Source organism: Caballeronia cordobensis (assembly GCF_001544575.2).
Taxonomy (GTDB): Bacteria; Pseudomonadota; Gammaproteobacteria; order Burkholderiales; family Burkholderiaceae; genus Caballeronia; species Caballeronia cordobensis.
The window spans coordinates 281,080-306,901 of record NZ_FCNY02000005.1; the positions used below are offsets into that span (position 1 = coordinate 281,080).

Sequence of the window (25,822 nt, forward strand, 5' to 3'; positions counted from 1 at the left end):
AGTGCGCGGCGTCAATGCGCGCGCATGACGGCCTCGACACCGGCGCCCATCGCGAGCAACCGGCGATCGCTCATGTGCCGGCCCATCAACATCAGTCCGACGGGCGCGTCGCCGTTCGCGTGACACGGGATCGAAACCGCGCACAGGTCGAGCATGTTGGCGATCGACGGATTGCGCAGCAGCAGGCGATTCGCCGCCGTGTAGGCAGGCTCGTCGTCGAGATCGGCGATACGCGGCGCGACGATCGGCACCGTCGGGCAGACGATGGCGTCGTAAGGGCGCAGTTCGTCGTCGGCTTGCCGGCATAGCTCCTCGCGCAGCGCGCGATTGCGCAGATACTCCGCCGTGCTGTGCTCGCTGCCGAGCCGAATGCGCGCAATCACGCGCGGGTCGTAGTCGTCGGCATGACGTTTGATCAGGCCGACGTGCCACGCCCACGCTTCGGCCGCCACGAGACCGCCGTGCTGGCCGAGCGTCGCGAGATGCTTCCAGCTTTCGAACGAGACCTCCCGCACGATCGCGCCCGCCGCCGTCAAACATGCGATTGCCCGCTCGAACGTCACGGCGACGTGGGCATCCATGTCGTCGAACACGATGTGCGCAGGCATGGCAAGCCGCAGCCCGGTCAACGGCAGCGATTCAATCGACGCCGCTTCCGCCTCGCCCGCCATGATCGAATCGAGCGCGGCGCAGCACGCCACGCTGGGCGCGATCGAACCGATCGAGTCATAGCTCGACGACAGGGGCAACGCGCCTTGCAGCGGAATGCGCGCGGCGGTCGGCTTGAAACCCGCGAGCCCGCACAGCGCGGCCGGAATGCGGCACGATCCGCCGGTATCCGATCCGATCGCCGCGGCGGCCATGCCATCCGTCACCGACACCGCCGCGCCCGACGACGAGCCGCCCGGAATGCGCGCCGCGTGTCTGTCGAACGGATTCGCGGGCGTGCCGTAATGCGGGTTGATGCCGAGACCCGAATACGCGAACTCCGTCATGTTGGTGCGGCCGACGAACACCGCGCCCGCCGCACGCAACCGGCCGATCGCAAGCGCGTCGCGCGTGGCGGCCTGCTCCGGCAGAATCCGGCTGCCGGCGCGGGTGATTTCGCCTTGCACGTCGAAGAGATCCTTCACCGAGATCGGCACACCCGCGAGCGGACCGGCGACACCATGAAGGCGCAGCGCATCGCTTGCCGCTGCCTGTGCCGTCGCCGCGGCGCTCACGCCGTGCGGAAAGACGCGCCTGCCTTCGCCCGCGTCATCGCCGATTCGTTCGATGCAGGACGCGAGAAGCGATGCGGCATCGAGACGTCCATCGGCGAGCCGGGCGCGCAAGGTTTCGAGAGCGGGCAGCATGATCAGGCCGGGTCGTAGTAATGCACTTCGAGGAGCACGCAGCCGCCGTTCGACTTGAACGGACCATGCCACGCGCCCGGCGGACGCACCGCATACGTGTAGCCTTCGAACGGTTTGCCGCCCTCGCCTTGTTCGTCATTGCCGACCGTGAGATCGCCTTCGACGAGAAACACCTCCTCCCAGTAGTCGTGCACGAACGGCTTGGTCGTGTACATCCCCGCGGGCAGACGCAAAAGACGCGTGCGGCTGCCGCGCTTGTTGCCGGTATCGAGCGCGCCGGAGAGAATCAGCTCCTGCGCGCCGGAACCCGGCGCATAACCTTCCGGCAGTTGCCAGCCTGCGGCCATATCGAGTCCGTGAAACTCGTCGTGAAGTTTGTTGATAGCCATGTGTGTTTCTCCTGTGGGACAGTCGTGATTCAGGCGGCCTGGCGCGTCTTCGCCAGTTCGGCATCGAGCGAATAACTCGACAGCATGGTGTCGACGAGACCGGTGGCGCGGCGCCAGTCGTAGCTGCGATACGCATGACCCTTGGTCACGAACGAAGCGCCCGCATAGAAGAGCTCGTACTGGTTGTGACGCGATGCGAACTCGGAGCCGACCGCGTCCCACGCGAGCTTGAAGAACTTCACGCGTTCTTCGGCGCTGCAGACGGGCGACTTCTGCGTCTTCTCGATGATGCGTGCGAGGTCGGGATGCTCGAAGTCATGCACGCTCGACGGCAGCATGATCATTCCCCCGCCCGCGAGTTCGCGCAGCGTGGTGAGGATCTTCGAATAGAGCTGCTGCGTGAGGACCTGCGAGCTGTAGAGCATGTTGCGATCGGGCACGTAGTAACCGTTGACGATGCTGCCCTTCGCTTCCATGCCATACACATAAGCCTCGACCATCGATGCTTCCGAGGCGAGCTGGCCCAGCGTCTCGCGCACTTGCGGAAACGCATTCGTGCCGTTGACTTCCGAGATCTTGAGACCGAGGCCGACGAGGAAGCGCAGCTTCGTCATCAGGCGCACCTGACACTGATAGTTCTGGTAGACGTGCGCGGGCGTCGCATGAAACTGCTTCGCGCACATCGACACATCGCCCGCGACGAAGATCCGTTCCCACGGCACCTTGACGTCGTCGAAATAGAGCACGGCGTCGTTCTCGTCGTAGCGGCTCGACAGCGGGTTGTCGAACACGGATTGCGCATGCGCTTCGTACGACTTGCGCGACATCACCTTCATGCCCTTCGCGTTCATCGGAATCGCGAACGACAGCGCGTACATCTCGTCGCCTTCGCGCAGTGGCTGGATGCAACTGCAGAAGACTTCGTTCGCCATGATGCCGCTCGTGGCCAGCATCTTCGCGCCGCGCACCGTGATGCCTTCCGCATCCTGATCGACGATGCCCACCGCGAGATACTTGTCTTCCTGCTCGTGCGCCGACTTCGACTGATTCGCCTGCGGATTGACGATTACGTAGGTCAGGAAGAGATCGTTGTCGCGGGCATACTTGTAGTAGTCGCGCAGCGCGCCGGCGCGGGCCGGGTCGTACTGCTCGAACAGGTCGATGCCCATGACCATGCCCGAGATGCACGATGCGACGTGATCCGGCGAGCGGCCCATGAAGCCGAAATGCAGCTCCGTCCACGCTTCGAGCGCGGAACGCCGCTCGACCAGTTGATCGTAGGACGTCGGCAGTTCCCAGATACGGCTCACGCGCTGGCCCGAATCCGGCGAAACGAACGTCATCTTCTCGACGTTTTCCGGCCGCGCCTGATAGTCGTACAGGTTCGCGTAGCTGCGAATCGAATTGCGGAATGCCGGGTGCGCGGTGACATCGCCGACCGCCTTGCCGTCGAGATAGACCTGACGTCCGTCGCGCAATGACGCAATGTGTTGAGTGCCGTTCTTGATCATGGTGTTCTCCAGGAATGAATTCGTCCGCCGTTTCAGGCCGACGCTGCGTGTACGCCGTTGAGCGTGTGATAGCGACCGCCGAAGAAGATGAGCGGACGTCCTTGCGAGCGCGTCTGATGACGCGTCACGCGGCCGACGAAGATCACATGGTCGCCGCCGTCGTATTGCGCATAGGGTTCGCATTCGAAGGTCGCGAGGGTGTCGGGAAGCAGGACCGAGTCGTTCTCCGCATCGCGCCAGCCCCACTTGTCGCTGTTGGCCTTCGCGAAACAGTTCGACACGTCCTGCTGCGACTCTTCGAGCACGTTGACGGCGTAGCTGCCGGCCACGCACAGATCCGCGAGGCTCAGGCTGCGCCGGTCCACCGAAAACAGAATCAGCGGCGGATCGAGCGACACCGAATTGAACGACGCGACCGTCATGCCGATCGGCGCGCCTTCGCGCCTCGGCGCGGTGATGACCGCGACGCCCGTCGCGAACATGGACAACGCGGACCGGAACCGGCGCTGCACTTCCGGATCGCCGCTCGCCCGCACGATGCTGTCTTTCATCTCGCTCTCCTTCGCGCCGCGCTGCCGGCGACGCCTTCTCCAGAACCAACAAAGCCTTGTTATTTAGCTTTGTTACATAGCTGTTATTACAGGACAACACATCGCGCCGTTCAAGCTATCGTTTACCCTCTGTAAAAAAGCTTTGTATAAAAGACAACCCTATTCGGCGAATGGGTGTTGGCCTGTGGAAGCGAGTGTCCGGGCTACACTGCGGCCCAGTTCCGTTACGCGACTGACCGCGTTGGAAAAGGCACTGCACAGGAGCACGATCGATGACCTCACGCCCCATCTACATGGACTACAGCGCGACGACGCCCGTCGATTTGCGCGTGGTCGAAAAAATGGTTCCGTACCTTTACGAGCGCTTCGGCAATCCGGCATCGCGCAGCCACGCTTACGGCTGGGAAGCGGAAGAATCGGTGGAAACAGCGCGCCGCCATGTGGCCGCGCTGCTGCATGCGGACCCGCGCGAAATCGTCTGGACGTCGGGCGCGACCGAAGGAAACAATCTCGCGATCAAGGGCGCGGCGAACTTCTACAAGGCGCGGGGCCGTCACATCGTGACGGTGAAGACAGAGCACAAGGCGGTGCTGGATACGTGCCGCGAGCTGGAGCGGCAAGGGTTCGACGTCACGTATCTGGACGTGGGACACGACGGATTGCTCGATATCTCCGCGGTGCGCGCGGCGTTACGCGCGGATACGATTCTCGTGTCCGTCATGATGGTCAACAACGAGACCGGCGTGATCCAGCCGGTTGCCGGCATCGGCGCACTATGCCGCGAAAAGGGCATCGTGTTTCATTGCGACGCGGTGCAGGCGGCGGGCAAGATCGCCATCGATGTCCAGGCGCTCAACGTCGATCTGCTCACGGTCACGGCGCACAAGGTCTACGGTCCGAAGGGCATCGGCGCACTGTATGTGCGGCGCAAGCCGCGCGTGCGCATCGAAGCGCAGATGCATGGCGGCGGTCACGAACGCGGCATGCGATCGGGCACGCTGCCGACGCATCAGATCGTCGGCATGGGCGAGGCGTTCCGGCTCGCGAAGGAAGAGATGGAAGGCGAAAGCCGCCGGGTTCGTGCGTTGCGCGACCGGCTGCTCGCGGGCCTTCTGCAACTGGACGAGGTCTTTGTCAACGGCGACCTGACGCAGCGCATCGCGCACAATCTGAACGTCAGCTTCAACTTCGTCGAAGGCGAATCGCTCATCATGGGCATGAAGGGCGTCGCGGTGTCGTCGGGGTCGGCATGCACGTCGGCGTCGCTGGAACCGTCATATGTGCTGCGCGCGCTCGGCCGCAGCGATGAACTGGCGCATAGCTCGATCCGCTTCACGCTCGGCCGCTTCACGACCGAGGATGAAGTCGACGAGGTGATCCGTCAGGTGCGCGAGACCGTGATCAGGCTGCGCGCGCTGAGCCCGCTGTGGGACATGCATCTGGAAGGCATCGACCTGAAGACGATCCAGTGGGCCGAGCACTGATCATGCAGGCCGCGGCGCGGTCACGACTTTTCCTGCCGCGCGATCAGATGCGAGAGATCGAGTGTGGCGCGATCGCCATTGGCGACGAGCCGGTCGACGACCGAACACAGCGCCTTGAATTCGGTCTTCGTCACGCCTTCGAACAGCACGTTGTTGATGCGCTGTTGCGTCGCGGCGAGCTCGCGCAGCAGCTTCTGCCCGTGCGACGTCACGGTGAGGCGCATCTTGCGCTTGTCGTCGGGGTCCGAGCGTTTGTCGATGAAGCCGAGCTTCTTGAGCTTGCCGGTCTCGATGGTGACGAAAGCGCCGCTCAGATGGAGATGGTCCGCCAGCCGGTTCACCGTCACCGCCTCGCCGTGCGAAAGATGCGCGACGGAGACGAGCAGCGAATACTGGATGCCGGTGAGACCGATGAGCGTTCCGAAACCGTCGCGCACGGACAAAAGCCGCGCCGCGAACGGCAGGAGACCGTTGATCAGATGGCGGAATTCCGTGTCCGTCCCGTCGACGAGACACGCTGGATTGGTAATCGTGAGAGCGGATTCGTCGTTCTGCTTCGGCATGACCCTCGAACTCCTCGATGCTAATGTAGTTACCTTTTAAAAATAATTATACGGCAAAGCTTAAACAAGGAGATTTTTGCCATGAATTCCGGAATTCCGACCTCTTCTGTCCGGTCGCTGCTCGAATGTTATATCCGGGCGAAAGATCAGAACCAGCCCGAGCTGATTTTCGACTGCTTCGCCGCCGATGCCGAACTGACGTTCGACATCGCGACCGAAGCAATCGATTTTCCTCGCAGTGTGAAAGGCGCGGCGGCAATCGCCAAAACGCTGGTCGCCGACTTCGGCGAACGCTTCGATTGTTGCCGCACTTATTACGTGTGTGCGGCGCCGGACGTGGATGTTGATGGCGTTTGCGCGATGCCCTGGCTCGTCGCGATGCGGCAGAAGGATAACGGCGCGCTGCGCCTCGGACAAGGCGCGTACCGGTGGCGCATCGCGGGCATGGGTGACGGGTCCGAAAGAATCGTTGGATTGCACATCACCATCGAGAGCATGGACACGATCGACGATCCGGGCTCGGCCAGGCTTCGATCGTTGCAGGACACGCTGAGTTATCCGTGGCTGATGCCGGCGGAACTCGCGCCGCGAATGGACGCTTTCATGAGTGCCGTTCGCGCGAACTAGGCAACCCCCGCGCGCACCGTGCGCCGGGTTGCAAGGTGCTGCTTCAGCACGTCATGCAAAATCTCGACGAAGCGGCGCGCCACGCTCGACAGCGGCTCCACATGCGAATACAGCAGGCTCGTGGTCAGGCGATGATCGGCGTCCGCATGCAGCGGCACGACGTCGAGCGCCGCGCGCATGTCGGCATCGATACAGAACGGATCGACGATCGCCACGCCCACCCCTTCCTTGGCCAGCGTGCACGCACTGATGGCCGAACGGACGCGCACGACCGGCTCCGGCCGGGGAGTACCGGAAAACACCTTGCCGACGATGCGCCCGAGCGGCGTGTCATGCTCGTAGTCGATCCACGGCATGGCCGCGATCTGCTTCGGGTCGAGCGTGCGCCGGCGGCCGAGCGTGCCCTTCTTCCCCACGCACCAGACGCGCCCGCCTTCCAGCGGCACGGTCACGATATTCGGATGCTCCACTTCGAACATCGACACGCCGATATAGTTCTTGCCGAACAGCACGCGCGGCACGAGATGGTTGTGCGTGAGCGGTTCGAACGAGATGGGCAGGTGCTCGAACTCCGCATGAAATCGCGCGATGGCGAGCGGCACGAGATGCACGCCGAGACTCGGGCTGCACACGATATTGAGCTTGCCGCTGGAGCCGTCCGCGAGCGAGCGCACGAGACTCTCCACGCGCTCGATGCCCTCGTAGGCCCGCACCACTTCCTCGAAGATGCGCTTGGCTTCCGGCGTCGGATACAAACGCCCGCGCTTGCGCTCGAACAATAGAAAACCGAGGCGGCTTTCCGTCACCTGCAGCACGCGGCTCACCGACGGCTGCGCCACATAGAGCGAACGCGCCGCTTCGCTGATGGACCCGGTCATCATGATCGCGCGAAACACTTCGATCTGACGCAGGCTCATCGCGCGCGCTTGCGGTACTTCTTCGTCGTAGTTCATGGTTTGCTCGCCGAAATCCTTGCTCCGGAGTGTAACCGAGCCATCCATGCATGCCGTCTATGGGATATGAAATTTGGCCTATTTCACGGCAGATAGTTACTTGCGTATCGTTGAGTCAAGGTCGCAATTCTTCGTCGAGTCATGTCCAATCCCATCTTTTTCCTGAACCCGAACGGCCTCGCCGATGTCACGCGCGAGATCGAAAAATCCGTACGCGCCCTGCGTGTGCAGCAGGACGCGCCCGCCGCGTTCGAGACGCTGCACGCCGTCGCAGGCGGAATCGAAACGCAGCGCGACGCGGATCGCGCGGCCGTTGCCGTCGCCGAGTTCGTCGCGCGCCATGAGGCGAACGCGGCGGCATTCGTGATCGCATGCTATAGCGATCCGGGCCTCTTTGCGGCGCGCGAAGTCACGAAGAAGCCGGTCATCGGTATCGGCGCGGCGGCGATGGCCGTGGCGCTCGCACGCGGATCGCGCATCGGCGTGATCGCGGCGAGCACGCGTGGCATGCCGCGTCACTGGCGTGCGTATCATGCGGCGCGCATCGGCGATCTCGTCGCGGGAGAACGTGCCGTGAACCTCGGCGTCGACGAATCGGGACAACGCGCGCTGGCGCTCGACAAACTCATCGCCACGGGCCGCGCCTTGCGCGACGACGACGGCGCGGATGTCATCGTGCTGGGCTGCGCGGGCATGACGCCACTGCGCGCCGATATCGAAGCCGCGCTCGACGTGCCGGTGATCGATCCGTGCTCGACGGCGGCATCGCTTGCATTCTCGATCTGCCGCGAGCGAGGTGCCGCATGATGAACGACGCGAACGACGCGAACGAAACCATGACCCCGTTGCAGCGGCTCGGCGTGCTGGGCGGCATGGGGCCGCTCGCAACCGCGGACTTTCTCGTCAAGCTGATCCGGGCGACGCCTGCCGAGTCCGATCAGGAGCATATGCCTGTCATCGTGCATAACGTGCCGCAAGTGCCGGACCGCAGCACCGCGTTTCTTGCGGGCTCGGACGCGCCGTGGCCGCATCTGCTCGACGGCTTGCGCACGCTCGAAGCCGCCGGATGCGCGGCGATCGCCATCCCCTGCAACACGGCGCATGTGTGGCATGCGCGGCTCGCGAAGGAAACAGCGCGGCCCGTGCTGCATATCGGCGAAGCGGCCGTCGATGCCCTGTTGCGCCAGTGCCCCGGCGCGCGTCGGGTCGGCATCCTCGCGACGCAGGCGACCTTGCAGGCGCGCATCTACCATGACCCGTTGGCCGCGAACGGCATCGAGTCCATCGCGCCGCACGATCCGCTGCAGGCGACGCATGTGTCGGCCGCCATCGGCGCGGTCAAAGCCGGACGTATCGACGACGCGCGCCTGCTTCTCACGCACGCGGCACGCGTCCTGATCGCAGGCGGCGCGGATGCGCTGCTGCTTGCCTGCACTGAAATTCCCGTGGCGCTCACGGGCGTCTCGCTCGGCGCGCCCGCCATCGATCCGACCGACGCGCTCGCACGCGCCTGCGTCGGCTGGTGGCTCGATGCGCGCACCGAACCCGCGCCACTCGCATCGCAACTTTGAATCTCAAGCGGATGAACAAGACAATGGATCAATTCGACCTGACGATACGCAATGGCCTTATCGCATCGGACAAGGACGTGTTCGAAGCGGACGTGGGCATCGTCGGCGACCGCATCGCCGCGGTGGCGCGCAGCCTGCCCGCGGGCAAGCGCGATATCGACGCGACGGGCAAATACGTGCTGCCCGGCGGCATCGACACGCATTGCCATGTGGAGCAGCGCTCCGGCATGGGCATCATGGGCGCGGACGACTGGTACTCGGCGAGCGTCTCCGCCGCCTGCGGCGGCACCACCATGATCGTGCCGTTCGCGGCGCAGCATCGCGGTCACTCGCTCAGGCAAGTGGCGGAAGACTATGCGGCGCTCGCACAGGCGAAGTCGGTCATCGACTGGAGCTATCACCTGATCGTCTCCGAAACCGATAAAAAGACCTTGCAGGAAGACCTCGTCGAGCAGATTCGCAAGGGCATTACGTCGTTCAAGGTCTACATGACCTACGAGCAACTGAAGATCGACGACTATCAGATGCTCGATGTGCTCGCGCTCGCTTCGCGCGAAAACGCGCTCGTGATGGTGCACGCCGAGAACAACGACGTCATCAAATGGGTCTCGCAAAAGCTGCTCGAAAACGGGCGCACCGCGCCGAAGTATCACGCGACGAGTCACGTCGCGCTGGCCGAAGCCGAAGCGACGAACCGCGTCATTCAACTCTCCAGGCTGTTCGATACGCCCGTGCTGATCGTGCACGTCTCCGCGCCGGATGCCATCGCGACGATCGGCGCCGCGCAGCGCATCGGCGCGCCGGTGTACGGCGAAACATGCCCGCACTACATGCTGCTCACCGAAGACAACATGGATCTGCCGGGCGTCGAAGGCGCGAAGTATTGCTGCAGCCCGCCCCTGCGCGACAAGGCGGCGCAAGAAGCGCTGTGGACCGCGCTGAAGGACGGCGTGCTGCAAACCGTGTCGTCGGATCATGCGCCCTATCGCTACGACCACACCGGCAAACTCCCGCACGGCGATCAGACCACCTTCAAGCAGATGGCCAACGGCATGCCCGGACTCGAAACGCGTCTGCCGCTCATGTTCTCCGAAGGCGTGAACGCGGGCCGCATGACGCTGCCCGAATTCGTCGCGCTGACCTCGACGAACCACGCGCGCATGTACGGCATCGCGCCGCGCAAGGGTTTGATCGAAGCGGGCGCGGATGCGGACATCGCGGTGTGGGACCCGAAGCACGAAGTCGTGCTGACGGCCTCCGGCTTGCACGATCGCGTCGGCTACACGCCGTACGAAGGCATGAAGGTGACGGGCTGGCCGCGCACGGTGGTGAGCGCGGGCCGCGTGATCGTCGATGAAGGCGTATTCGATGCCGAACCCGGCAGCGGCCGCTTCGTCCCGCGCGGCACGCCTTTGCCTTTCCAGAAAGAACGCGAGATCTCCGCGCGCGGCCAGTTCTTCCGCGCGCTTGCCGACGGCCAGGCGGAAGGCCATGCGGGCTTCGGCTACGCCGATCGTCAAAACTGAAACTGAAACTGAAACTGAAATCGAAAGAGGACGTCATGAGCAAGTCACGCAAAATCGGTCTCGCCGTCGCGCAAATGGGACCTGTCCATCTCGCGGACGATCGTCAGGCGGTCGTCAGACGCCTGATCGACATGCTGAAGGAAGCGAAGGCCCGCAGCGCGAAGTTCGTCGTGTTCCCCGAGCTTGCGCTCACGACCTTCTTCCCGCGCTACTGGATGAGCGAGGAAGCCGCCATCGAACGTTTCTTCGAACGCACGATGCCGAATCCGCAGGTGCAGCCGCTTTTCGACGCCGCGCGCGAAGCAGGCATCGGCTTCTATCTCGGCTATGCGGAACTGACCGCGAAGGGCGAAGCGTTCAACACGGCGATCATCGTCGATGACAACGGCCGGATCGTGGCGAAGTACCGCAAGACGCACTTGCCGGGTCACGCGGATCACAAGCCGGACGCGCCCTTTCAGCATCTGGAGAAGAAGTTCTTCGAAGTGGGCAACACCGGCTTTCCGGTTGTCGAGACCATGGGCGCGAAGCTCGGCATGTGTATCTGCAATGACCGCCGCTGGCCGGAAACGTGGCGCGCGATGTCGCTGCAAGGCGCGGAGCTCGGCGTGCTCGGCTATAACACGCCGTCGCTCAACATTCACTGGCCGGAGCCGGTGCACCTGCGCATGCACACGCATCTCGTCTCGCTGCAGGCGAGCGCTTATCAGAACGCGATGTGGATCGCGGCCGCCGCGAAATGCGGCAAGGAAGACGGCTTCCATATGATCGGCGGCTCGGTGATCGTCGCGCCCTCGGGCGAGATCGCCGCGCAATGCGTGACCGAAGAAGACGAAGTGATCTTCGCCAACGTGGATCTCGCGCTCGGCGACACCTTCCGCGAACACGTCTTCAACTTCGCCAAGCACCGCCGCCCGGAACACTACCGGCTGATCGTCGAACGCACCGGCGCGGGCGCGCCGCTGCCGCACGATCCCGATGCACTCAACTGAGCCACTCACGGGAGATCGCACGATGAATCATCACGTTGACCAGAGCGCCCCGATGCAGGGTGTCGCGCAGCCTTCCCTGTTCGGGCCGCCGCATGTCCGCGCCCTGATCGCTTCGATTTCCGGCTACGCGATGGACGGCTTCGACCTGCTGATACTGGGCTTCATGCTGAGCCTGATCTCGGCCGACCTGGGCCTGACGTCCGCGCAAGCCGGATCGCTCGTCACATGGACGCTGGTGGGCGGCGTGGCGGGCGGCATCGGATTCGGCATTCTGAGCGACTATCTCGGCCGCGTGCGGGTGCTGACCTACACGATCCTGCTGTTCGCCGTGTTCACGGGCTTGTGTGCGTTCGCGCAGGGCTATCACGATCTGCTCGCGTACCGCTTCGTCGCGGGGCTCGGTCTGGGCGGGGAGTTCGGCATCGGCATGGCGCTCGCCATCGAAGCATGGCCGGCCGAGAAGCGCGGGCGCGTGTCGTCGTATGTCGGCATGGGCTGGCAGATCGGCGTGCTGATCGCGGCGCTCGTCACGCCGGTGCTGCTGCCGCATATCGGCTGGCGCGGCATGTTCCTGGTCGGTCTCGCGCCCGCGGTGCTGTCGTTCGTGATCCGCAAGGCGATCGGCGAGTCGGAGATTTTCATCGAGAAAGCCGCGCGCAAGAAGCACGAGTTTCCGCTCAAGACCCTGTTTCGCGACGCCAAAACCACGAAGCGCAGCATCGGCATGATCATCATGTGCTCCGTGCAGAACTTCGGTTACTACGGCCTCATCATCTGGATGCCGGGTTATCTGACGAGGCAGTTCGGCTTCACGCTGGCGAAGTCGGCAACGTGGACCGCCGCGTCGATTCTCGGCATGCTCGTGGGCATCTGGATTTTCGGGCAACTGGCGGACCGCATCGGCCGCAAGCCGACCTTCGTGATGTACCAGCTCGGCGCGCTCATCATGGTCTTCGTCTACTCGCGCATGACGACGCCCGAGGCGCTGCTGATCGGCGGCATGGTGGTGGGCGTGTTCGTGAACGGCATGATGGGCGGCTACGGCGCGCTGATGGCCGAACTCTATCCCACGCATGCACGCGGCACTGCGCAGAACGTGCTGTGGAGCATCGGCCGCGCGGTCGGCGGGTTCGGGCCTCTCGCTATCGGCGCGGTCGCGAGTTACTACTCGTTCGGCACCGCAATCGCGGCGCTCGCCTGCATCTATGTGGTCGATGTCATCGCAACGGTCGTGCTGATTCCCGAGCTCAAGGGCGTGGCGCTGGAATAGGCGCAACGAAGCGCTGATCGGGATTGCCGCCCGCAAGCGGCGATCCCGAAACGCGCTTCCCTACCGCCCCTCGGCCGACAAACCGTCCTTGACCCAGACAAGCGCGATGGTCGAGACGATCGGCCCCGCCGCGAGCAGATAGAACGGCGCGTGATACGCATGCGTCCACTGGAACACGAGTCCCGCCGCCGCCGGCGACCACACGCCGGCGAACTGCCACAGCCCGTTGGCCACCCCCGTCGCGAGTCCGACGCGCGACCTGCCGCCCGACTCCGCGACGGTTGCCGTCATCAGCGGAGACCAGGCGAGCGAGAAGAAGCCCACTGCCGCCGCCGCGACGGTCAGCGCGAACGTGCCCTCCACGAAAGAGAACGCGATCATCATCACGGCGAACGCGGCCATGATGCCCAGCATCAGCGGCTTGCGCACGCCGCCCATCGCATCGGAGATAAAGCCGACGATCGGCTTCGATACGAGCGAGGTCGCGCCGAACCAGATCACGACCGCGCCCGCCGCCACGGGCGACAGGCCGTGCTGCTTCACCATCAGCGCGTTGACGAGGAAAGCGAAACCCCACACGGCCCAGTAGCCGCCGAAGCCCGCGACCAGCAACAGCACGAACTGCGGATTGCGCAAGAGCGGCCAGATCGGCATGCGCGGACCCTGATGACGCGCCTCGCGCACCGGGCTATCGCGCACCAGCAGATAGCTCAGCAGGCCGAAGGCCGCCGTGCACACGCCGAGGATCTGATACACCGCGTGCCAGCCCACCGCGCGCATCAGCGAGGGCACGACCGCGTTGGTGATCATCACGCTGCACGGCGCGGCGGTCAGCAGAAAGCCGATCGCCTTGCCGCGATCCTTCACGCCGAACCACGCGGTGACGAGCTTCACGGTCGCCGCGATGTCCGCTCCCGCGGCGAGGCCCATCAACGCCTGCAGCATCATGCCCATGGCGACGCTGGTCGTCATGCTGAAGCAGAACGTCAGCAGGCCGAGGATGAAGATCGTGCTCGCCAGCATCACGCGGCCGCCGACGCGATCGGTAAGCAGGCCGCCGAGCGCGTTGGCGATCACGTAGCCGCAAAAGAACGCCGTGACGAACACGCCCAGCGACATCAGCGGCAGGCCGAGCGAGTCGGACGCCTGCACCGCGACCGTGCCCCACGCGAGGCGATCGACGAACGTGAAGTCGAGCGCAAGCCAGCCGAGAAACACCACGAACCAACGATATGCGCCATGCGTCGCCGCCGTACTGCCCGCGGCTGCATGGACCGACTCCAGTGGACTGCTCATTCTCTCGTCTCCTACGTCGATATAGTTGTGGGCACAGCGGTGTTTTATTGCGCGGGCACGGGCGCCTGCTCCTCCTGAATCAGCTTTCGGATCACGCGGCGGATACGCACCGCGCCCGCGTCGGTTGCGAGCAGCACGGGGCGCATGTCCATCAGTTCGCGCTCGCCGATGATCTTCTGCTGCGCCTCGATCATCGGCTTGTCCTGTTCGTTGAACGCGACCTGCTGCCACTCGCGCACGAGGACATCGGTCGCGGGATCGTCGATCTTGAAGCTGCGCGCGTGGGCATAGAAGTAATGCGTCGAGTGTTCCGTCTCCGGCGTGAGCAAGTGCGTGCCGTACGCCTGAATGCCTTCTTCGCGCGGCTTTCCCGTGGGCGTCGCGCCCGCATTGAGGCGGATGGTCGCGGGCGCGTCCCAGCGAATCTCCGTCCAGCGGTCCACGATGAGTTCCGGGTCGTCCATGTACTTGCCCATCAGCGGCGGCACGCGGCCGTCGGGAAACCAGAACTTGCTGTGCACCGTCGTGCCTTCCTGCATGACCTGATGTTGCGTCTGCTTCACGGCCTCGGTATGCAGAAAATTGCCGTGCAGAAAGTGCGTATGCGTGAGATCGGCAAGGTTATCGACGATCAGTTCGTAGTTCGCCTTCACATGCGTGACGCCCGACAGAATCTTGCGGTTCGAATCGAGCAGATAGCTGAAATCGGGAATGAGCGATTCGTCGGCGCGTTCGGGTTCTCCCATCCAGAGCCAGATGAGGTTGTACTTCTCGACGAGCGGCCAGCTTTTTACTTTCGCGGCGGCGGGCACCTTCTTGTCGATCGGCGTGCCGGTGCATTTGCCCGAGCAGTCGAACTGCAGGCCGTGATAGCCGCACTGCACTTCGTCGCCGACGAGCTTGCCCATCGAGAGCGGCGCAAAGCGATGCGGGCAGATGCCGCCGATCGCCGCCGCGCTGCCGTCCGTCTTGCGATAGAACAGCACCGCTTCGTTGAGGATGGTGCGCGGCGTCAGCGCGCGCGTGACTTCGCTCGCCCATGCGCCGACATACCACGCGTTTTTCAGAAAGCTCATGATCCGTCTCCTTGATGATGTGAACCCTGCGTCGTTCGTTGCGCGCGTCGGTGCTCTTATGTTCGATACGTTCTCTCAGGTCACAGGTCCAGCGTGATGGCGGCCGAGCATGCGCGCGACACGCACGGCAACATGCTTTGATTGGCGGCGCGTTCTTCGTCAGTAAGGTACAGGTCGCGGTGATCGGGCACGCCGTCGAGCACCTGCACGAGGCACGTCCCGCACACGCCCTGCTCGCACGACGATTCGATCTCGACGCCCGCCGCGCGCAATGCGTCGAGCGTGGAGCATCCCGGCTGCACGCTCACCGTGCGTCCGCTCCTCGCGAGTTCGACGGTGAACGCGGCGTCCGCGTCCTGCGTATCTGACGATACTTGCGGCGCTGCGCCGAAGTATTCGAAGTGCACGGCGTCATCCGGCCACGCCGCCTGGGCGGTCTCGCGCACGAGCGTCATGAAGGGCGCGGGACCGCACAGATAAAGATGCGCGCCTTCGCGCCGGCCGCGCAGCATGCCGTCGAGCCGGTCATGCAGTGCAGCGCCTTCGAGCGCGTGATGAAAGCGCGTGAAGTTGCGCAGCCCGCCCGTGCGGATGCGCTCGTGAAACGCCGTATGCCCGACCGAGCGCGTGAAGTAATGCAGCTCGAACGAATGCCCGCGCGCGTGCAGATGACGCGCCATCGACAGAATCGGCGTAATGCCGATGCCGCCTGCGACGAGCACGGAATGCGGCGCGTCGAAGTCGAGCGGAAAGTGATTACGCGCCGCCGAAATCTCGATCACGCGGCCCGGCAAGAACTCGTCGTGCACGCGCTGCGAGCCGCCGCGCGACTGCGCCTCGCGTTTCACCGCGATACGGAACACGCCGTCGTCCTCGGGACCGTTCCACAACGAATACTGCCGCACGATGCCCGGCGCGATCACGACATCGATATGCGCGCCGGGGCTCGCACCCGTGAGCCGCGCGCCCGAGGCGGCCGCGAGCAGCAGCGACTTGATGTCGGGCGCCTCGTCGACGATCTCGCGAATCTCCACTTCCATGCGTTCCACCCCTGTCTCCTCGCGCGATGCCGTCAGCGCGTCTCGCGCCACAAGCCGAGCGCCTTTTGCGCGGGCCGGTCCGAAAAGCTGAAAAGCACCGAATCCGTCTCCGCCCGATGCGACACCGGCAACCACGACGGCGCAACGAACACGTCGCGCGGCCCCCAGTCGAACGACTGGCCGCCTATCGTCGTCGTGCCGCGGCCTTCGACCGCGCAGAACACGGTCGAATCGGTCGCGCGAACCGGCGCGCCCGTGAAGCCCTTCGGCAGCCATTGCACGAATGCGCCGATGGTGGGCATCGGATAGCCGCCGGAAGCCGGATTGACGTACTGCATCTTCACGCCGTGCACGTCGTCGACCGGACCGTGCGCCGCGAGCCACGCAAGCGCCTCGCGCGTGCGCTCGTAGGGATAGCAGAACGTGGGCGCGGACAGACTGCCGCTGCGATACTCGACCGGCAGCAGGTTCGCGCCGAAGCGCGCCAGCGCATCGCCTTCCTGGCGCGAGAGCGGCTGCGACTCTTCGCCATACGGCTCGGCGAAGCTGCTGTCGAACAGGTTGACGATGGGCACGTCGAGGCCGTCGAGCCACACCACGGGCTCGCTGCCTTCGTTGCCGTGATCGTGAAAGGTCCAGGACGGCGTAAGGATGAAATCGCCCGGATGCATGCGCGTGCGCTCGCCGTCGACGGCCGTATAAGCGCCCTCGCCTTCGATCACGAAACGCAGCGCGGACGCCGCATGCCGATGGCTCGGCGCGACTTCGCCCGGCAGGATCAGTTGCAGCCCCGCGTAGAGGCTCTGCGTGATCTGCGACACGCCGCGAATGCCGGGATTTTCCAGCACGATCACGCGGCGCTCCGCTTCCTTCGCGGTGATGAGCGCGCCCGCTTCCATCAGCAACGGGCGCACCGTCTCGTAGTGCCAGATGGCGGGCAGGCACTTAGAGGCCGGCTCGCGCGTGACGAGCCCGCTCATCACTTCCCAGAGCGGCGTCGTGTTGCGCGCATCGAGGCGCGTGTAGAACGCGCGCCGCGCTTCTTTCACCTCATGGGTGGGCTCTTCGCGTGATTGCATCGAGGTCTCCTGTCAGGCCGCCGTTACCGCAACCTGCATCGTGCCGATCCGTTCGATCGTCGCCTTCATGGTATCGCCAGGCTGTATCGAACCGACACCTTCTGGCGTTCCGGTGAGCAGAACGTCGCCGGGATTGAGCGTATAGAACGACGACGCGAACGCGATCAGCGCGGGCACATCGAGAATGAGATCGGACGTATTGGAACGCTGGCGCGCTTCGCCGCCCACATCGATCGACAGATCGAGCGCGGACGGGTCGGGCAGTTCGTCCGCTGTCACGAGCCACGGACCGAGCACCGTGTAACTATCCGGCGACTTGCGAAAGCTCCGCTCTTCCGGCCCGCGAATGGTGATGTCGAGCCCGATGCAATAGCCCGCGACATACGAAAGCGCCGTTTCGCGCGACACGTTCTTCGCCCGCCTGCCGATGACGACCGCGAGCTCCACTTCGTGATCGTTGCGCCGGTCCGCGTGCACGAGGCGCACGCCTTCGGACTGCCCGACGAGCGAGCTCGTCGCCTTGAGAAAGAGGCCCGCGCGCTCGATCTCGTTGATCATGTTGCCGTGATGCAGGTTCGCGTCCTTGCGCACTTCCTGCAGATGCTTCTGGTAGTTGACCGGCGCGGCGACGATCTTGCCCGGATTCGCGAGCGGCGACAGCAGCTTGCAAGCGGCGAGCGGAATGGCGCGCGCATTCCTTGCAAGCCGTTCGATCTCGCCGCGCAGATCGGGCAGCGAGGCGATGAGCGCATCGAACATCGGATACGGATAGTGCTGCGCGGGCAGCTTCGCGAGCACGTCGGTCACGTCATGAACGTCGTCGCCGGACACGACGCCCAGGCGGTTGTCATCGAAACGGCACAGCTTCATTGCAGAGTCTCCAGTACGTGTTTTGATCAGACGCGCTCGAGCGCCTCGTCGACTTGCGGCAGCGGCGTCTTCGTTTCGCCGTAGAGCCATTCGAGACTGTCGTACGCCTGTTGCGACGTGCGTCCGCGCAGCATGTTGTTGCGCAACTCGCGCGCGACGCCGCTTGCGTGATACACCTCGCCATAAAGACGCGCCATGAGCTGCGTGCGGCCGGTGCGCAGATAACGCTCGCGCTCGTAGGACTTGAACGCCTGCGCGACATCGTCGCCGTTCGCCTCGATTCGATCGGCGAGGCACACCGCGTCTTCCACCGCCATGCATGCGCCCTGCGCCATGTATTGCAGCATCGGATGCGCAGCGTCGCCCAGGAGCGTCACACGGCCCCGGCTCCACGCCTTGATCGGGTCGCGGTCGCACAGTACCCACATGCGCCACGTTTCGACACGGGAGAGCAACTCCTGCACTTGCGGCTGCGTGCCCTCGAAGCGGCGATGCAGTTCTTCCGGATCGCCGCGCGTGTCCCAGCCTTCGTCGTAGCGGTCGCTATGAAACACGGCGACGAGGTTGAAGAGCTTTCCGCCGCGCAGCGGGTAATGCACGAGATGATTCTTCGGCCCCGCCCACAGCGTCATCGTGTTGGAGCGCAGATGCTCAGGCACCTGCTCGATCGGCAGCACGCCGCGATACGCGATGTGCCCCGACACGCGCGGCTTGCCGTCGTTCACGAGCCACTGGCGCACGCTCGACCACAAGCCGTCCGCGCCGATCAGTGCCGCGCCTTCATAACGCCCGCCGCTGTGCGTCGTCACGACGATGCGGTCTTCCAGTTCCTCGAAGCCCGTCACCTTCTGCGCGGTCGTCATGCGGATCAGCGGCGAGGCCGCGCACGCGTTCGCCAGCACCGCATGCAGGTCCGAACGGTGAATCAGCGCATAGGGATGGCTGAAGCGTTCGACGAAAGCGTCGCCGAGCGCGATGCCGGTCACTTCCTCGCCGCTCAGCGCGTCCATCATCACGAGGCGCGACGGGAACGCGGCAAGCTGCTTGACCGCATCCGTCACCCCGAGCCGGTCGAACATGCGAAAGACATTGGGGCCGAGCTGAATGCCCGCGCCGATCTCGCGAAACTCGGCCGCCTGTTCGAGCAGATGCACGGACCGGCCCTTCGCCGCGAGCGCGAGCGCCGCGGCCAGGCCGCCGATGCCGCCACCGACGATAAGCACCGGTTGCGCCTTGTGGGTTACGTCGAGCATGAGTCCTTCCTCGTTGAGTTGACGGGTTGCATCGAGCCTCGCAAGGCCCGGGAAAAAGTATAGGTTTGCACCTTTATGCCGTTAATCAGGCACCGACAATCCGATCTATTGACGTACGCAATAAAGGTCGGGCGGCGGGTGTCAGAAGGTCTGGCGCAGGCCGACCACCACGCCGATCTGCTTGTACGAGTTGCTGCCCGAGACCGCGCCGTCGTAGTTGATGGCGGCCACGGTCGCATCGCGGGTCGCGAATTGCGCGACGGTCGCGAAGTGCAGCGTCGTGCGCTTCGAAAGCAGATACTCCACGCCGAAGTCGATCTGATGCCACGCCGGACTGTTGCCGGTCGCGAACGGCTTGATGCTCATGCCGCCGTTCGCGCTGCCGTCGGTATAGATGTAGCCGAGGCCGACGAGCCACGCCGGGCCGATCATGACCTTCGCGTTGACCTCATAGTTGTTCAGATGCAGCCGCGAGCCGTCGACATAGTCGAGCTTCGTGTCGCTGAAGATGAACGCGACGGTGACGGGCGCGATGTTGTACGCGCCGCCCGCGCTGATCACGGCCTGCCTGCTCACCGGTGACGTGTTGTAGAAGATGCTCGAACCGCCGAGCGTGTATTGCCCGACCGCGCCGTCCGGGTTCGTCGTGCTTGCTGAAGACGGATGATCCATGCGCAGATAGTTGGCCGCCATGCGCACCGGCCCGTTCGCAAACGCGATTCCGATGCTGTAATCGCGGTTGTTCGCGAAGCCGCGCCCGTCCGGTCCCGCTGCCTGATTGCTGAAGCCGTACAGCGCGCCCGCCGTGAAGCCGTACCAGGTCGGCGTCTGGTACTTCACCGAATTGTTCGAGCGGATCGTCTGGTAGAAGTTGTCGTTGTCGCCCACGTGCGCGCCGAACGGACCCGTGAACTGCGTCCACGACATGAACGGCGCAAGGAAGTCGTAACCGAAATCGTACTGGCGGCCCATCGTGAAGGTGCCGAACGTCTTACTGGCGAGGCCGACGAACGATTGCCGCCCGAACAGGCGTCCGCCCTGCGCGGCCGCGCCCGTATAGCCGCTGAAGCCGTTTTCCAGCGTGAAGATGGCATGGACGCCCGCGCCGAGATCTTCGTCGCCCTTGAAGCCCCAGCGGTCGCCGGAGAGGCCGCCGGTCAGGGTCTTGAAATTGCGGTGGCCCGGCTTGCCCGCGGCGGGCGCTTCGTTCGATACATACGCGAGGGCCTCGTCCACGATGCCATACAACGTCAGGCTCGATTGGGCATGGACGCCCGCCGCCGCGCCCAGCGACGCCAGCATGACGCAACAATGCGCTTTCTTCAACGCCGTCTCCTTGTTTGCAGTTCTAACTATTATCGTTTGCCGTCGAACGCAGATGGAGCGCACGACGTGTTCGCTATCCGGCCAGCGCGTTCGCTATCCGGTCAAACACCGGCGAGGCGCGGGAAAAGCGCCAGCGCATTGCCGCGCATGATGGCCGCGCGTTGCGCGTCGTCGAGAAGCGGCGACGCATCCAGCGCTTTCGACGTTTCCGCGACCACGCTTTCCGGACAATACGGCCAGTCGCCGCCGAACACGATACGCGCAGGATCGGCCACCTGCATGAGCGAGCCCATGGACTGCGGCCCGGCCGATTGCGCCGTGTCGTACCAGAAGCGGCGCAGCGTCGAGAACACGCCTTCCTGCGACAGATGCGCGACGCGCTCGTCGATCATCGGCGCGACCGAGAGCCGCCACGCGACATACGGCAGCGTCGCACCGGCATGCGCCAGCACGAAGCGAATGCGCGGATAACGCTCGAACGTGCCGCTCACCAGCATATTGACGACGGCACGCGTCGTATCGAAGAGAAATTCCACCATGAATGCGGGCGCGACGAGCTTCAGTCCGCGGCTCGACGGATGGAAGTTCGGATGCAGAAAAACCACGGCCTCGCGCGCATTCAGTTCGTCGAGCAGCGGATCGAACCACGGGTCGCCGAGAAAGCGTTCGCCGTAGCTCGCGAGCAGGCAGACGCCGTCCGCGCCAAGCGTATCGAGCGCGTAGGCGGCTTCTTCGCGCGCGCCTTCGACATCGGGAAGCGGCAGCGTCGCGAACGCGCCGAAGCGTTGCGGCATGTCGCGCACGAGCGACGCGGCGAACTCGTTGCACTGGCGCGCGAGCAGGCGCGCTGCGCGGTCGTCGCCGAAATGCACGCCCGGCTGCGAAATCGAGGTAATGGCCGTCGCGATGCCCTGACGGTCCATCAGTTCCAGCGCGAGACCGGGCGTCCATTGCGGAAAGCCGCCGCTGATGGTCGGCAGCTTGCCCGCCGCGCGCGCCGCGTCCGTATAGAACGCGGGCAGCATGTGGAAATGGATGTCGATTGCCGAACGCGGCGCGGCTGCGGGCATGGTGCGTGTCTCCGTCATATCGTTTTGAGGCATTCTAGGGTTGCCACCATTATCACGACAACCTGAAGCGGATAATATGACTCATTGTCGATAACAATAATGGTGCGGCGGCAATGGGTCTCGACATCAAGGATCTGAAGATCATCGACGAGGTCTACAAGACGCACAACGTGTCGGAAGCCGCGGCGACCATCGGGTTGAGCCAGCCTTCCATCAGCGTGCGTCTGTCGAATCTGCGCCGCTATTTCGACGATCCCCTCTTCGTGCGCACCTCGCTCGGCATGCAGCCGACACCGCGCGCGGACGAAATCATTCATCCCGTGCGGCAGGCGCTGGAACTGCTCGAAGGCAATCTCGGCCGGCGCGAGGCGTTCGACCCGATGGCGTCGGAGCGCGCGTTTCGCATCTGCATGACCGATGTGGGTCAGATGGTCATCATGCCGCGCCTGCTCGACCGTCTGAGCGTGCTTGCGCCGCATATCCGCGTGGAAACGCACAATCTCGACGAGCACACGTCACGCATGCTCGAAAGCGGCGAAGCGGACGTCGCGATGGGATTTACGCAGGCGATTCAGGCAGGGTTTCACGAAAGAAGGCTCTTTCGCGAGGAAATGGTGTGCATGGTGAGCCGCACGCATCCGCGCATCGGCGACGCGATCACGCGCGAACAGTTTCTGAACGAGCGCTATATCACGGTGCACACGCCGGGCACGGCGCACTGGATCGTCGATCGTGCGCTGGAGCAGCAGCAGATCGTGCGCAACGTCGCGGTGCGCGTGCCGTCGTTTCTGGGGCTTTCACTGATCGTCGCGAGCACGCCCTTGCTTGCGCTCGTGCCGATGCATCTCGGCGAGATCTTCGCGCGCGGCGGCGACGTGAAGCTGCTCGCGCCGCCGGTCGCGCTGCCCGCTTACGATGTCGTGCTGTACTGGCACGACCGGTATCATCGCGATCCGCCGAATCAGTGGTTGCGTGGCGTGATCGCCGATGCGTTCTTCGAAACGCAGAAAGCGCGCGGCGGATGATTGACCGTTCGCGCGTCAGCGTAAAGAACGCGATCAGAGATATTCGACGTTCCCGTCGACGCTGATCGACTGCCCGGTGATGTTGCGGGCAGCGGGCGAGGCAAGGAAAAGCGCCGTGGCCGATATGTCTTCGACCGTCACCATGCGGCGTAGCGAGATCTTGCCGAGGTACTCATCGCGCATTGCGTCGACTGTCACGCCCAGCGATTCCGCCCGCGCGGCGATGACGCGATCCATCCGTTCTCCCTCCACGACGCCCGGCAGAATGGCGTTGACGCGTATGTTGCTCGGCCCCAGTTCGATCGCGAGCGATTTAGTGAGCCCGACCAGCGCCCACTTAGTCGCCGCATACGGCGTGCGAAACGCATAGCCGAGCCGCCCCGCAACCGAAGACATCGTGATGATGCTCGCCTGCCCGGATGTCGCTTTCATCAGCGGCACTGCCTTGCGCAGGAAGTTGAATTGCCCGTTCAGATTCGTCGTGACCGTCCGCTCCCATTGCTGCGCGTCGATCTCTTCGATGGCGCCTGTCGGCCCTGCGATCCCGGCGTTGTTGATCAGCAGATCCAGTCCGCCCAGGGTGCGCTCCGTGAACGCAACGGCCTGATCGACCTGATTCGGGTCGCTCACGTCCGCGACGCAGCCATATAAAGACGTGCTCGTCGAGGTGAACGCGTCGACGGCCGCGGCATCGACGTCGCAGATCACGACTCTGGCGTCGGCCTGAACGAACGCCCGGGCCATCGCGGCGCCAATGCCGGAGGCCGCGCCGGTGATCAACACGCGCAGACCGGGCTGCGGTTTCAACAGTTCAAAAGTATTCATGTCGGCAAGGTTGGACTTTCGGTATCGCAAGGCTCAGAGCGTCATGCCGCCGGACACTTCGATGACGGCGCCATTGATATAGCTCGCCTCGTCGCTCGCCAGAAACGCATAGACGTTCGCGACTTCTTCCGGCGCACCGAGGCGGCCTAGCGGCACCTGTTCGCGCATCTTGCTCAGCACGTCTTCGGGGATCGTCGACAGGATCGACGTATCGATGAAGCCGGGCGCCACCGCATTGACGCGAATGCCCTTGGGCCCGAGCTCGCGGCTCCATGTCTTCGTGAAGCCGATCACGCCGAATTTCGACGCGGCATAGTTGGTCTGGCCGAAATTCCCGTAGATGCCCACGACCGAGCTCGCATTCAGGATGACGCCCGAGCCGCGCGCGACCATCCCTTCCGCGACGGCCTGGCTCGCATGGAACACGGCTCGCAGATTCACGTCGATGACCGCGTCGAACTGATCGAGCGTCATCTTCTGAAGACGCGCGTCGCGCGTGATACCGGCATTGTTCACGAGCACGTCGATGCGGCCGAAGCGCTTGGTCACACTCGCAACCAGTTCGCTCACGCCCAGCTTGTCGGTCATGTCGATGCAGTACGCCGCGGTGTCCGCACCCGCTTTCCGGCACGCTTCGGTCGCGTCCTTGAGCGACGCCTCATTGACATCGCACACGACGACGGCCGCGCCTTCCTGCGCGAACTTGGAGGCGGTCGCGGCGCCGATTCCCTGTCCCGCGCCTGTGATCAGCGCTACCTTTCCTTGTAGTTTCATCTTTTCCTCTTTGCGTGGATCGTTCAGGAATGCGCGCCGGCCGCAGTGCCGTTGCCAGGCGCGGGCGACGCTTCGGTCTCGCGTCGAATCGCCCTGGCGAACACGGGCAGAAGCAACAGGCCGAGCAGCGACGCCACCAGAATGATGTAAAAGCCCGAATCGCTTCGTCCAGTCACGGTTTCGGCCATGCCGAACAGATAAGGCCCGACGAACCCGCCCATCAGACCGATCGTGTTGATGAACGCAAGACCTGCCGCCGCCTGAATGCCGTGCAGCCGCTTCATCGCGATGGCCCAGTACGACGGCAACACGCCGCCCGCAAAAAATGCCGTGACCGCGAGCAGCACCATGCGCGCCGCCGGATTCGGCGTGACGATGAACGCGCACGCACCGGCGATCAGGCCCATCGTGAGAATGCCCAGGTAGGCGCAGTCGTTGCCGTATCGGCGATGAATCCGGGGAAGCACCATCACGCCCACGAGAAAGCCAAGGCCCACGCTCGCGGCAAGCACGCCGACGAGAAGCGGCGACTTGACATGCATCTGCTGAATCATCGAAGGCGCAAAGAAGTACAGCCCGACGAACGCCACCTGATTGAGGAAGTAAATGAGGCCCATCAGAACGGTGGTGGGACGCTTCAACGCAGACATCCAGTCCGAAGACGTCAGTTCAGGATGCCCTTGCGCGTCGGCAACGGCGCGCGATTCCAGCGCGCGAGCTTCATCGGCGGACAGCCAGCGGGCATCGCGCGGGCGCTCCGGCATCTTGAAGAACAGCAGAATGCCGACCAGAACGCTGGGGATGCCTTCGATCATGAACATCCATTGCCATCCATGCAGGCCACCGAGCCCATCCATCTGCATGAGCGCTCCGCCGAGCGGGCTGCCGAGCATCAGCGCAAGCGCCGGCGCGATATAGATCCAGCCCACGGCGACGGGCTTGTCCTTCGGTGCGAACCAGAGCGTCACCATATACATGAGCGCCGGAAACAGTCCGGCCTCGGCGATGCCCAGCAGCACACGGAGAATGTAGAACGACCACACGCCTTGCACGAACATCATCGCGGTGGAGAGAATGCCCCATGTCACCGCGATTCGCGCGATCCATCTGCGCGGACCGACTCGATGCGCGGCAAGATTGCTGGGCACTTCCAGCAAGGCATAACCGATGAAGAAGATGCCCGAACCCAGGCCATAGGCGGCGGCGCTGATGCCGACGTCGACGGCCAGTTGAGCTTTCGCCAGCGCCACGTTCGTGCGATCCAGAAACGACATGAAGTAGATCGCACACATGAGCGGAATGAGTCGCCGCATCGCCTTGAGCGTCGCGGTACGGTGTAGCTTGTCGAGATCGTCGATGATGTTCATTTTGTCTCCGGGATGGGTCTGCGCCCTGT

Annotated in this window: 25 protein-coding genes; 8 read left to right on the plus strand and 17 right to left on the minus strand. The window is 64.1% G+C overall.

Going from position 1 to position 25,822, the window contains the following annotated elements:
• Positions 1-11: 11 nt before the first annotated feature.
• Genes AWB70_RS12060 through AWB70_RS12075 form a run of 4 tightly spaced genes read right to left on the minus strand, consistent with a single transcriptional unit; the run spans position 12 to position 3,806 of the window.
• On the minus strand, positions 12-1,355 hold the full coding sequence (locus AWB70_RS12060; RefSeq protein ID WP_053570092.1) for an amidase: 1,344 nt from the start codon (positions 1,353-1,355) through the stop codon (positions 12-14).
• Positions 1,356-1,357: 2 nt separating this feature from the next.
• Complete coding sequence (locus AWB70_RS12065) at positions 1,358-1,744, minus strand: hypothetical protein (RefSeq protein ID WP_053570091.1); 387 nt, start codon at positions 1,742-1,744, stop codon at positions 1,358-1,360.
• A gap of 29 nt (positions 1,745-1,773) precedes the next feature.
• A complete protein-coding gene (locus tag AWB70_RS12070) occupies positions 1,774-3,255 on the minus strand; it encodes a 4-hydroxyphenylacetate 3-hydroxylase family protein (RefSeq protein WP_053570090.1) in 1,482 nt (493 codons plus the stop codon).
• Positions 3,256-3,287: 32 nt separating this feature from the next.
• Entirely contained in the window at positions 3,288-3,806 is a 519-nt protein-coding gene (locus AWB70_RS12075; RefSeq protein ID WP_045457696.1) for a flavin reductase family protein, read from the minus strand.
• A gap of 272 nt (positions 3,807-4,078) precedes the next feature.
• On the opposite strand from AWB70_RS12075, the gene AWB70_RS12080 reads away from it, so the two are divergent.
• Complete coding sequence (locus tag AWB70_RS12080; protein WP_053570089.1) at positions 4,079-5,290, plus strand: IscS subfamily cysteine desulfurase; 1,212 nt, start codon at positions 4,079-4,081, stop codon at positions 5,288-5,290.
• A gap of 20 nt (positions 5,291-5,310) precedes the next feature.
• Here the strand turns inward: AWB70_RS12080 and AWB70_RS12085 are convergent, their stop codons facing one another.
• A complete protein-coding gene (locus tag AWB70_RS12085) occupies positions 5,311-5,853 on the minus strand; it encodes a MarR family winged helix-turn-helix transcriptional regulator (RefSeq protein ID WP_014193075.1) in 543 nt (180 codons plus the stop codon).
• Positions 5,854-5,934: 81 nt separating this feature from the next.
• Between AWB70_RS12085 and AWB70_RS12090 the strand changes: the two genes are divergently transcribed.
• Positions 5,935-6,480 (plus strand): nuclear transport factor 2 family protein, encoded by a 546-nt coding sequence (locus tag AWB70_RS12090; protein WP_053570088.1) that lies wholly within the window; start codon positions 5,935-5,937, stop codon positions 6,478-6,480.
• Here the strand turns inward: AWB70_RS12090 and AWB70_RS12095 are convergent.
• Positions 6,477-7,433 (minus strand): LysR family transcriptional regulator, encoded by a 957-nt coding sequence (locus AWB70_RS12095; protein WP_053570087.1) that lies wholly within the window; start codon positions 7,431-7,433, stop codon positions 6,477-6,479. The genes AWB70_RS12090 and AWB70_RS12095 overlap by 4 nt on opposite strands.
• A 141-nt stretch (positions 7,434-7,574) precedes the next feature.
• Here AWB70_RS12095 and AWB70_RS12100 point away from each other — a divergent pair, with 141 nt between their 5' ends.
• From AWB70_RS12100 to AWB70_RS12120, 5 genes are read left to right on the plus strand one after another with little or no spacing between them, the layout of a single operon-like run.
• Positions 7,575-8,240 (plus strand): aspartate/glutamate racemase family protein, encoded by a 666-nt coding sequence (locus tag AWB70_RS12100; RefSeq protein ID WP_053570086.1) that lies wholly within the window; start codon positions 7,575-7,577, stop codon positions 8,238-8,240.
• A complete protein-coding gene (gene cuyB, locus AWB70_RS12105) occupies positions 8,237-9,004 on the plus strand; it encodes a cysteate racemase (RefSeq protein ID WP_053570085.1) in 768 nt (255 codons plus the stop codon). Before AWB70_RS12100 ends, cuyB begins: the two co-directional genes overlap by 4 nt.
• A 23-nt stretch (positions 9,005-9,027) precedes the next feature.
• Positions 9,028-10,530, plus strand: coding sequence for a dihydropyrimidinase (hydA, locus tag AWB70_RS12110; RefSeq protein WP_053570084.1), 1,503 nt, complete (start codon positions 9,028-9,030; stop codon positions 10,528-10,530).
• 35 nt (positions 10,531-10,565) lie between these two features.
• Entirely contained in the window at positions 10,566-11,522 is a 957-nt protein-coding gene (locus tag AWB70_RS12115) for an N-carbamoyl-D-amino-acid hydrolase (protein ID WP_053570083.1), read from the plus strand.
• 52 nt (positions 11,523-11,574) lie between these two features.
• Positions 11,575-12,792, plus strand: coding sequence for an MFS transporter (locus AWB70_RS12120; RefSeq protein ID WP_053570321.1), 1,218 nt, complete (start codon positions 11,575-11,577; stop codon positions 12,790-12,792).
• A 60-nt stretch (positions 12,793-12,852) separates the two neighbouring features.
• Here AWB70_RS12120 and AWB70_RS12125 read toward each other — a convergent pair whose 3' ends face one another.
• From AWB70_RS12125 to AWB70_RS12160, 8 genes are all read right to left on the minus strand, one after another.
• On the minus strand, positions 12,853-14,088 hold the full coding sequence (locus AWB70_RS12125; protein WP_050878536.1) for an MFS transporter: 1,236 nt from the start codon (positions 14,086-14,088) through the stop codon (positions 12,853-12,855).
• 44 nt (positions 14,089-14,132) lie between these two features.
• Entirely contained in the window at positions 14,133-15,164 is a 1,032-nt protein-coding gene (locus tag AWB70_RS12130; protein WP_041732516.1) for a Rieske 2Fe-2S domain-containing protein, read from the minus strand.
• A gap of 80 nt (positions 15,165-15,244) precedes the next feature.
• Positions 15,245-16,204 (minus strand): PDR/VanB family oxidoreductase, encoded by a 960-nt coding sequence (locus AWB70_RS12135; RefSeq protein ID WP_063786713.1) that lies wholly within the window; start codon positions 16,202-16,204, stop codon positions 15,245-15,247.
• A 32-nt stretch (positions 16,205-16,236) separates the two neighbouring features.
• Positions 16,237-17,283 carry a gentisate 1,2-dioxygenase gene (gtdA, locus tag AWB70_RS12140; protein WP_053570081.1) on the minus strand — a complete coding sequence of 349 codons (1,047 nt, stop codon included), beginning with the start codon at positions 17,281-17,283 and terminating at the stop codon, positions 16,237-16,239.
• A gap of 12 nt (positions 17,284-17,295) precedes the next feature.
• Positions 17,296-18,153 (minus strand): fumarylacetoacetate hydrolase family protein, encoded by an 858-nt coding sequence (locus AWB70_RS12145; RefSeq protein WP_053570080.1) that lies wholly within the window; start codon positions 18,151-18,153, stop codon positions 17,296-17,298.
• 26 nt (positions 18,154-18,179) lie between these two features.
• Positions 18,180-19,406 carry a 3-hydroxybenzoate 6-monooxygenase gene (locus AWB70_RS12150; RefSeq protein ID WP_053570079.1) on the minus strand — a complete coding sequence of 409 codons (1,227 nt, stop codon included), beginning with the start codon at positions 19,404-19,406 and terminating at the stop codon, positions 18,180-18,182.
• Positions 19,407-19,547: 141 nt separating this feature from the next.
• Positions 19,548-20,732, minus strand: coding sequence for a porin (locus AWB70_RS12155; protein WP_075644277.1), 1,185 nt, complete (start codon positions 20,730-20,732; stop codon positions 19,548-19,550).
• A gap of 101 nt (positions 20,733-20,833) precedes the next feature.
• On the minus strand, positions 20,834-21,802 hold the full coding sequence (locus AWB70_RS12160) for an amidohydrolase family protein (protein ID WP_053570077.1): 969 nt from the start codon (positions 21,800-21,802) through the stop codon (positions 20,834-20,836).
• A gap of 113 nt (positions 21,803-21,915) precedes the next feature.
• Between AWB70_RS12160 and AWB70_RS12165 the strand changes: the two genes are divergently transcribed.
• Positions 21,916-22,827, plus strand: coding sequence for a LysR family transcriptional regulator (locus AWB70_RS12165; RefSeq protein ID WP_053570076.1), 912 nt, complete (start codon positions 21,916-21,918; stop codon positions 22,825-22,827).
• A 33-nt stretch (positions 22,828-22,860) separates the two neighbouring features.
• Here the strand turns inward: AWB70_RS12165 and AWB70_RS12170 are convergent, their stop codons facing one another.
• The 3 genes from AWB70_RS12170 to AWB70_RS12180 are packed head-to-tail and all read right to left on the minus strand — an operon-like array spanning position 22,861 to position 25,793.
• Positions 22,861-23,652 carry an SDR family oxidoreductase gene (locus AWB70_RS12170; RefSeq protein WP_053570075.1) on the minus strand — a complete coding sequence of 264 codons (792 nt, stop codon included), beginning with the start codon at positions 23,650-23,652 and terminating at the stop codon, positions 22,861-22,863.
• A 33-nt stretch (positions 23,653-23,685) separates the two neighbouring features.
• Complete coding sequence (gene fabG, locus AWB70_RS12175; RefSeq protein WP_053570074.1) at positions 23,686-24,426, minus strand: 3-oxoacyl-ACP reductase FabG; 741 nt, start codon at positions 24,424-24,426, stop codon at positions 23,686-23,688.
• 23 nt (positions 24,427-24,449) lie between these two features.
• Positions 24,450-25,793, minus strand: coding sequence for an MFS transporter (locus tag AWB70_RS12180; RefSeq protein ID WP_053570073.1), 1,344 nt, complete (start codon positions 25,791-25,793; stop codon positions 24,450-24,452).
• Between the last annotated feature and the right edge of the window lie 29 nt (positions 25,794-25,822).

Bases quoted from the DNA above. Each gene is read 5' to 3' on its own strand.
- AWB70_RS12060 (WP_053570092.1), bottom strand. From the start codon at position 1,355: ATGCTGCCCGCTCTCGAAACCTTGCGCGCCCGGCTCGCCGATGGACGT.
- AWB70_RS12065 (WP_053570091.1), bottom strand. From the start codon at position 1,744: ATGGCTATCAACAAACTTCACGACGAGTTTCACGGACTCGATATGGCC.
- AWB70_RS12070 (WP_053570090.1), bottom strand. From the start codon at position 3,255: ATGATCAAGAACGGCACTCAACACATTGCGTCATTGCGCGACGGACGT.
- AWB70_RS12075 (WP_045457696.1), bottom strand. From the start codon at position 3,806: ATGAAAGACAGCATCGTGCGGGCGAGCGGCGATCCGGAAGTGCAGCGC.
- AWB70_RS12080 (WP_053570089.1), top strand. From the start codon at position 4,079: ATGACCTCACGCCCCATCTACATGGACTACAGCGCGACGACGCCCGTC.
- AWB70_RS12085 (WP_014193075.1), bottom strand. From the start codon at position 5,853: ATGCCGAAGCAGAACGACGAATCCGCTCTCACGATTACCAATCCAGCG.
- AWB70_RS12090 (WP_053570088.1), top strand. From the start codon at position 5,935: ATGAATTCCGGAATTCCGACCTCTTCTGTCCGGTCGCTGCTCGAATGT.
- AWB70_RS12095 (WP_053570087.1), bottom strand. From the start codon at position 7,433: ATGAACTACGACGAAGAAGTACCGCAAGCGCGCGCGATGAGCCTGCGT.
- AWB70_RS12100 (WP_053570086.1), top strand. From the start codon at position 7,575: ATGTCCAATCCCATCTTTTTCCTGAACCCGAACGGCCTCGCCGATGTC.
- cuyB (WP_053570085.1), top strand. From the start codon at position 8,237: ATGATGAACGACGCGAACGACGCGAACGAAACCATGACCCCGTTGCAG.
- hydA (WP_053570084.1), top strand. From the start codon at position 9,028: ATGGATCAATTCGACCTGACGATACGCAATGGCCTTATCGCATCGGAC.
- AWB70_RS12115 (WP_053570083.1), top strand. From the start codon at position 10,566: ATGAGCAAGTCACGCAAAATCGGTCTCGCCGTCGCGCAAATGGGACCT.
- AWB70_RS12120 (WP_053570321.1), top strand. From the start codon at position 11,575: ATGCAGGGTGTCGCGCAGCCTTCCCTGTTCGGGCCGCCGCATGTCCGC.
- AWB70_RS12125 (WP_050878536.1), bottom strand. From the start codon at position 14,088: ATGAGCAGTCCACTGGAGTCGGTCCATGCAGCCGCGGGCAGTACGGCG.
- AWB70_RS12130 (WP_041732516.1), bottom strand. From the start codon at position 15,164: ATGAGCTTTCTGAAAAACGCGTGGTATGTCGGCGCATGGGCGAGCGAA.
- AWB70_RS12135 (WP_063786713.1), bottom strand. From the start codon at position 16,204: ATGGAAGTGGAGATTCGCGAGATCGTCGACGAGGCGCCCGACATCAAG.
- gtdA (WP_053570081.1), bottom strand. From the start codon at position 17,283: ATGCAATCACGCGAAGAGCCCACCCATGAGGTGAAAGAAGCGCGGCGC.
- AWB70_RS12145 (WP_053570080.1), bottom strand. From the start codon at position 18,153: ATGAAGCTGTGCCGTTTCGATGACAACCGCCTGGGCGTCGTGTCCGGC.
- AWB70_RS12150 (WP_053570079.1), bottom strand. From the start codon at position 19,406: ATGCTCGACGTAACCCACAAGGCGCAACCGGTGCTTATCGTCGGTGGC.
- AWB70_RS12160 (WP_053570077.1), bottom strand. From the start codon at position 21,802: ATGCCCGCAGCCGCGCCGCGTTCGGCAATCGACATCCATTTCCACATG.
- AWB70_RS12165 (WP_053570076.1), top strand. From the start codon at position 21,916: ATGGGTCTCGACATCAAGGATCTGAAGATCATCGACGAGGTCTACAAG.
- AWB70_RS12170 (WP_053570075.1), bottom strand. From the start codon at position 23,652: ATGAATACTTTTGAACTGTTGAAACCGCAGCCCGGTCTGCGCGTGTTG.
- fabG (WP_053570074.1), bottom strand. From the start codon at position 24,426: ATGAAACTACAAGGAAAGGTAGCGCTGATCACAGGCGCGGGACAGGGA.
- AWB70_RS12180 (WP_053570073.1), bottom strand. From the start codon at position 25,793: ATGAACATCATCGACGATCTCGACAAGCTACACCGTACCGCGACGCTC.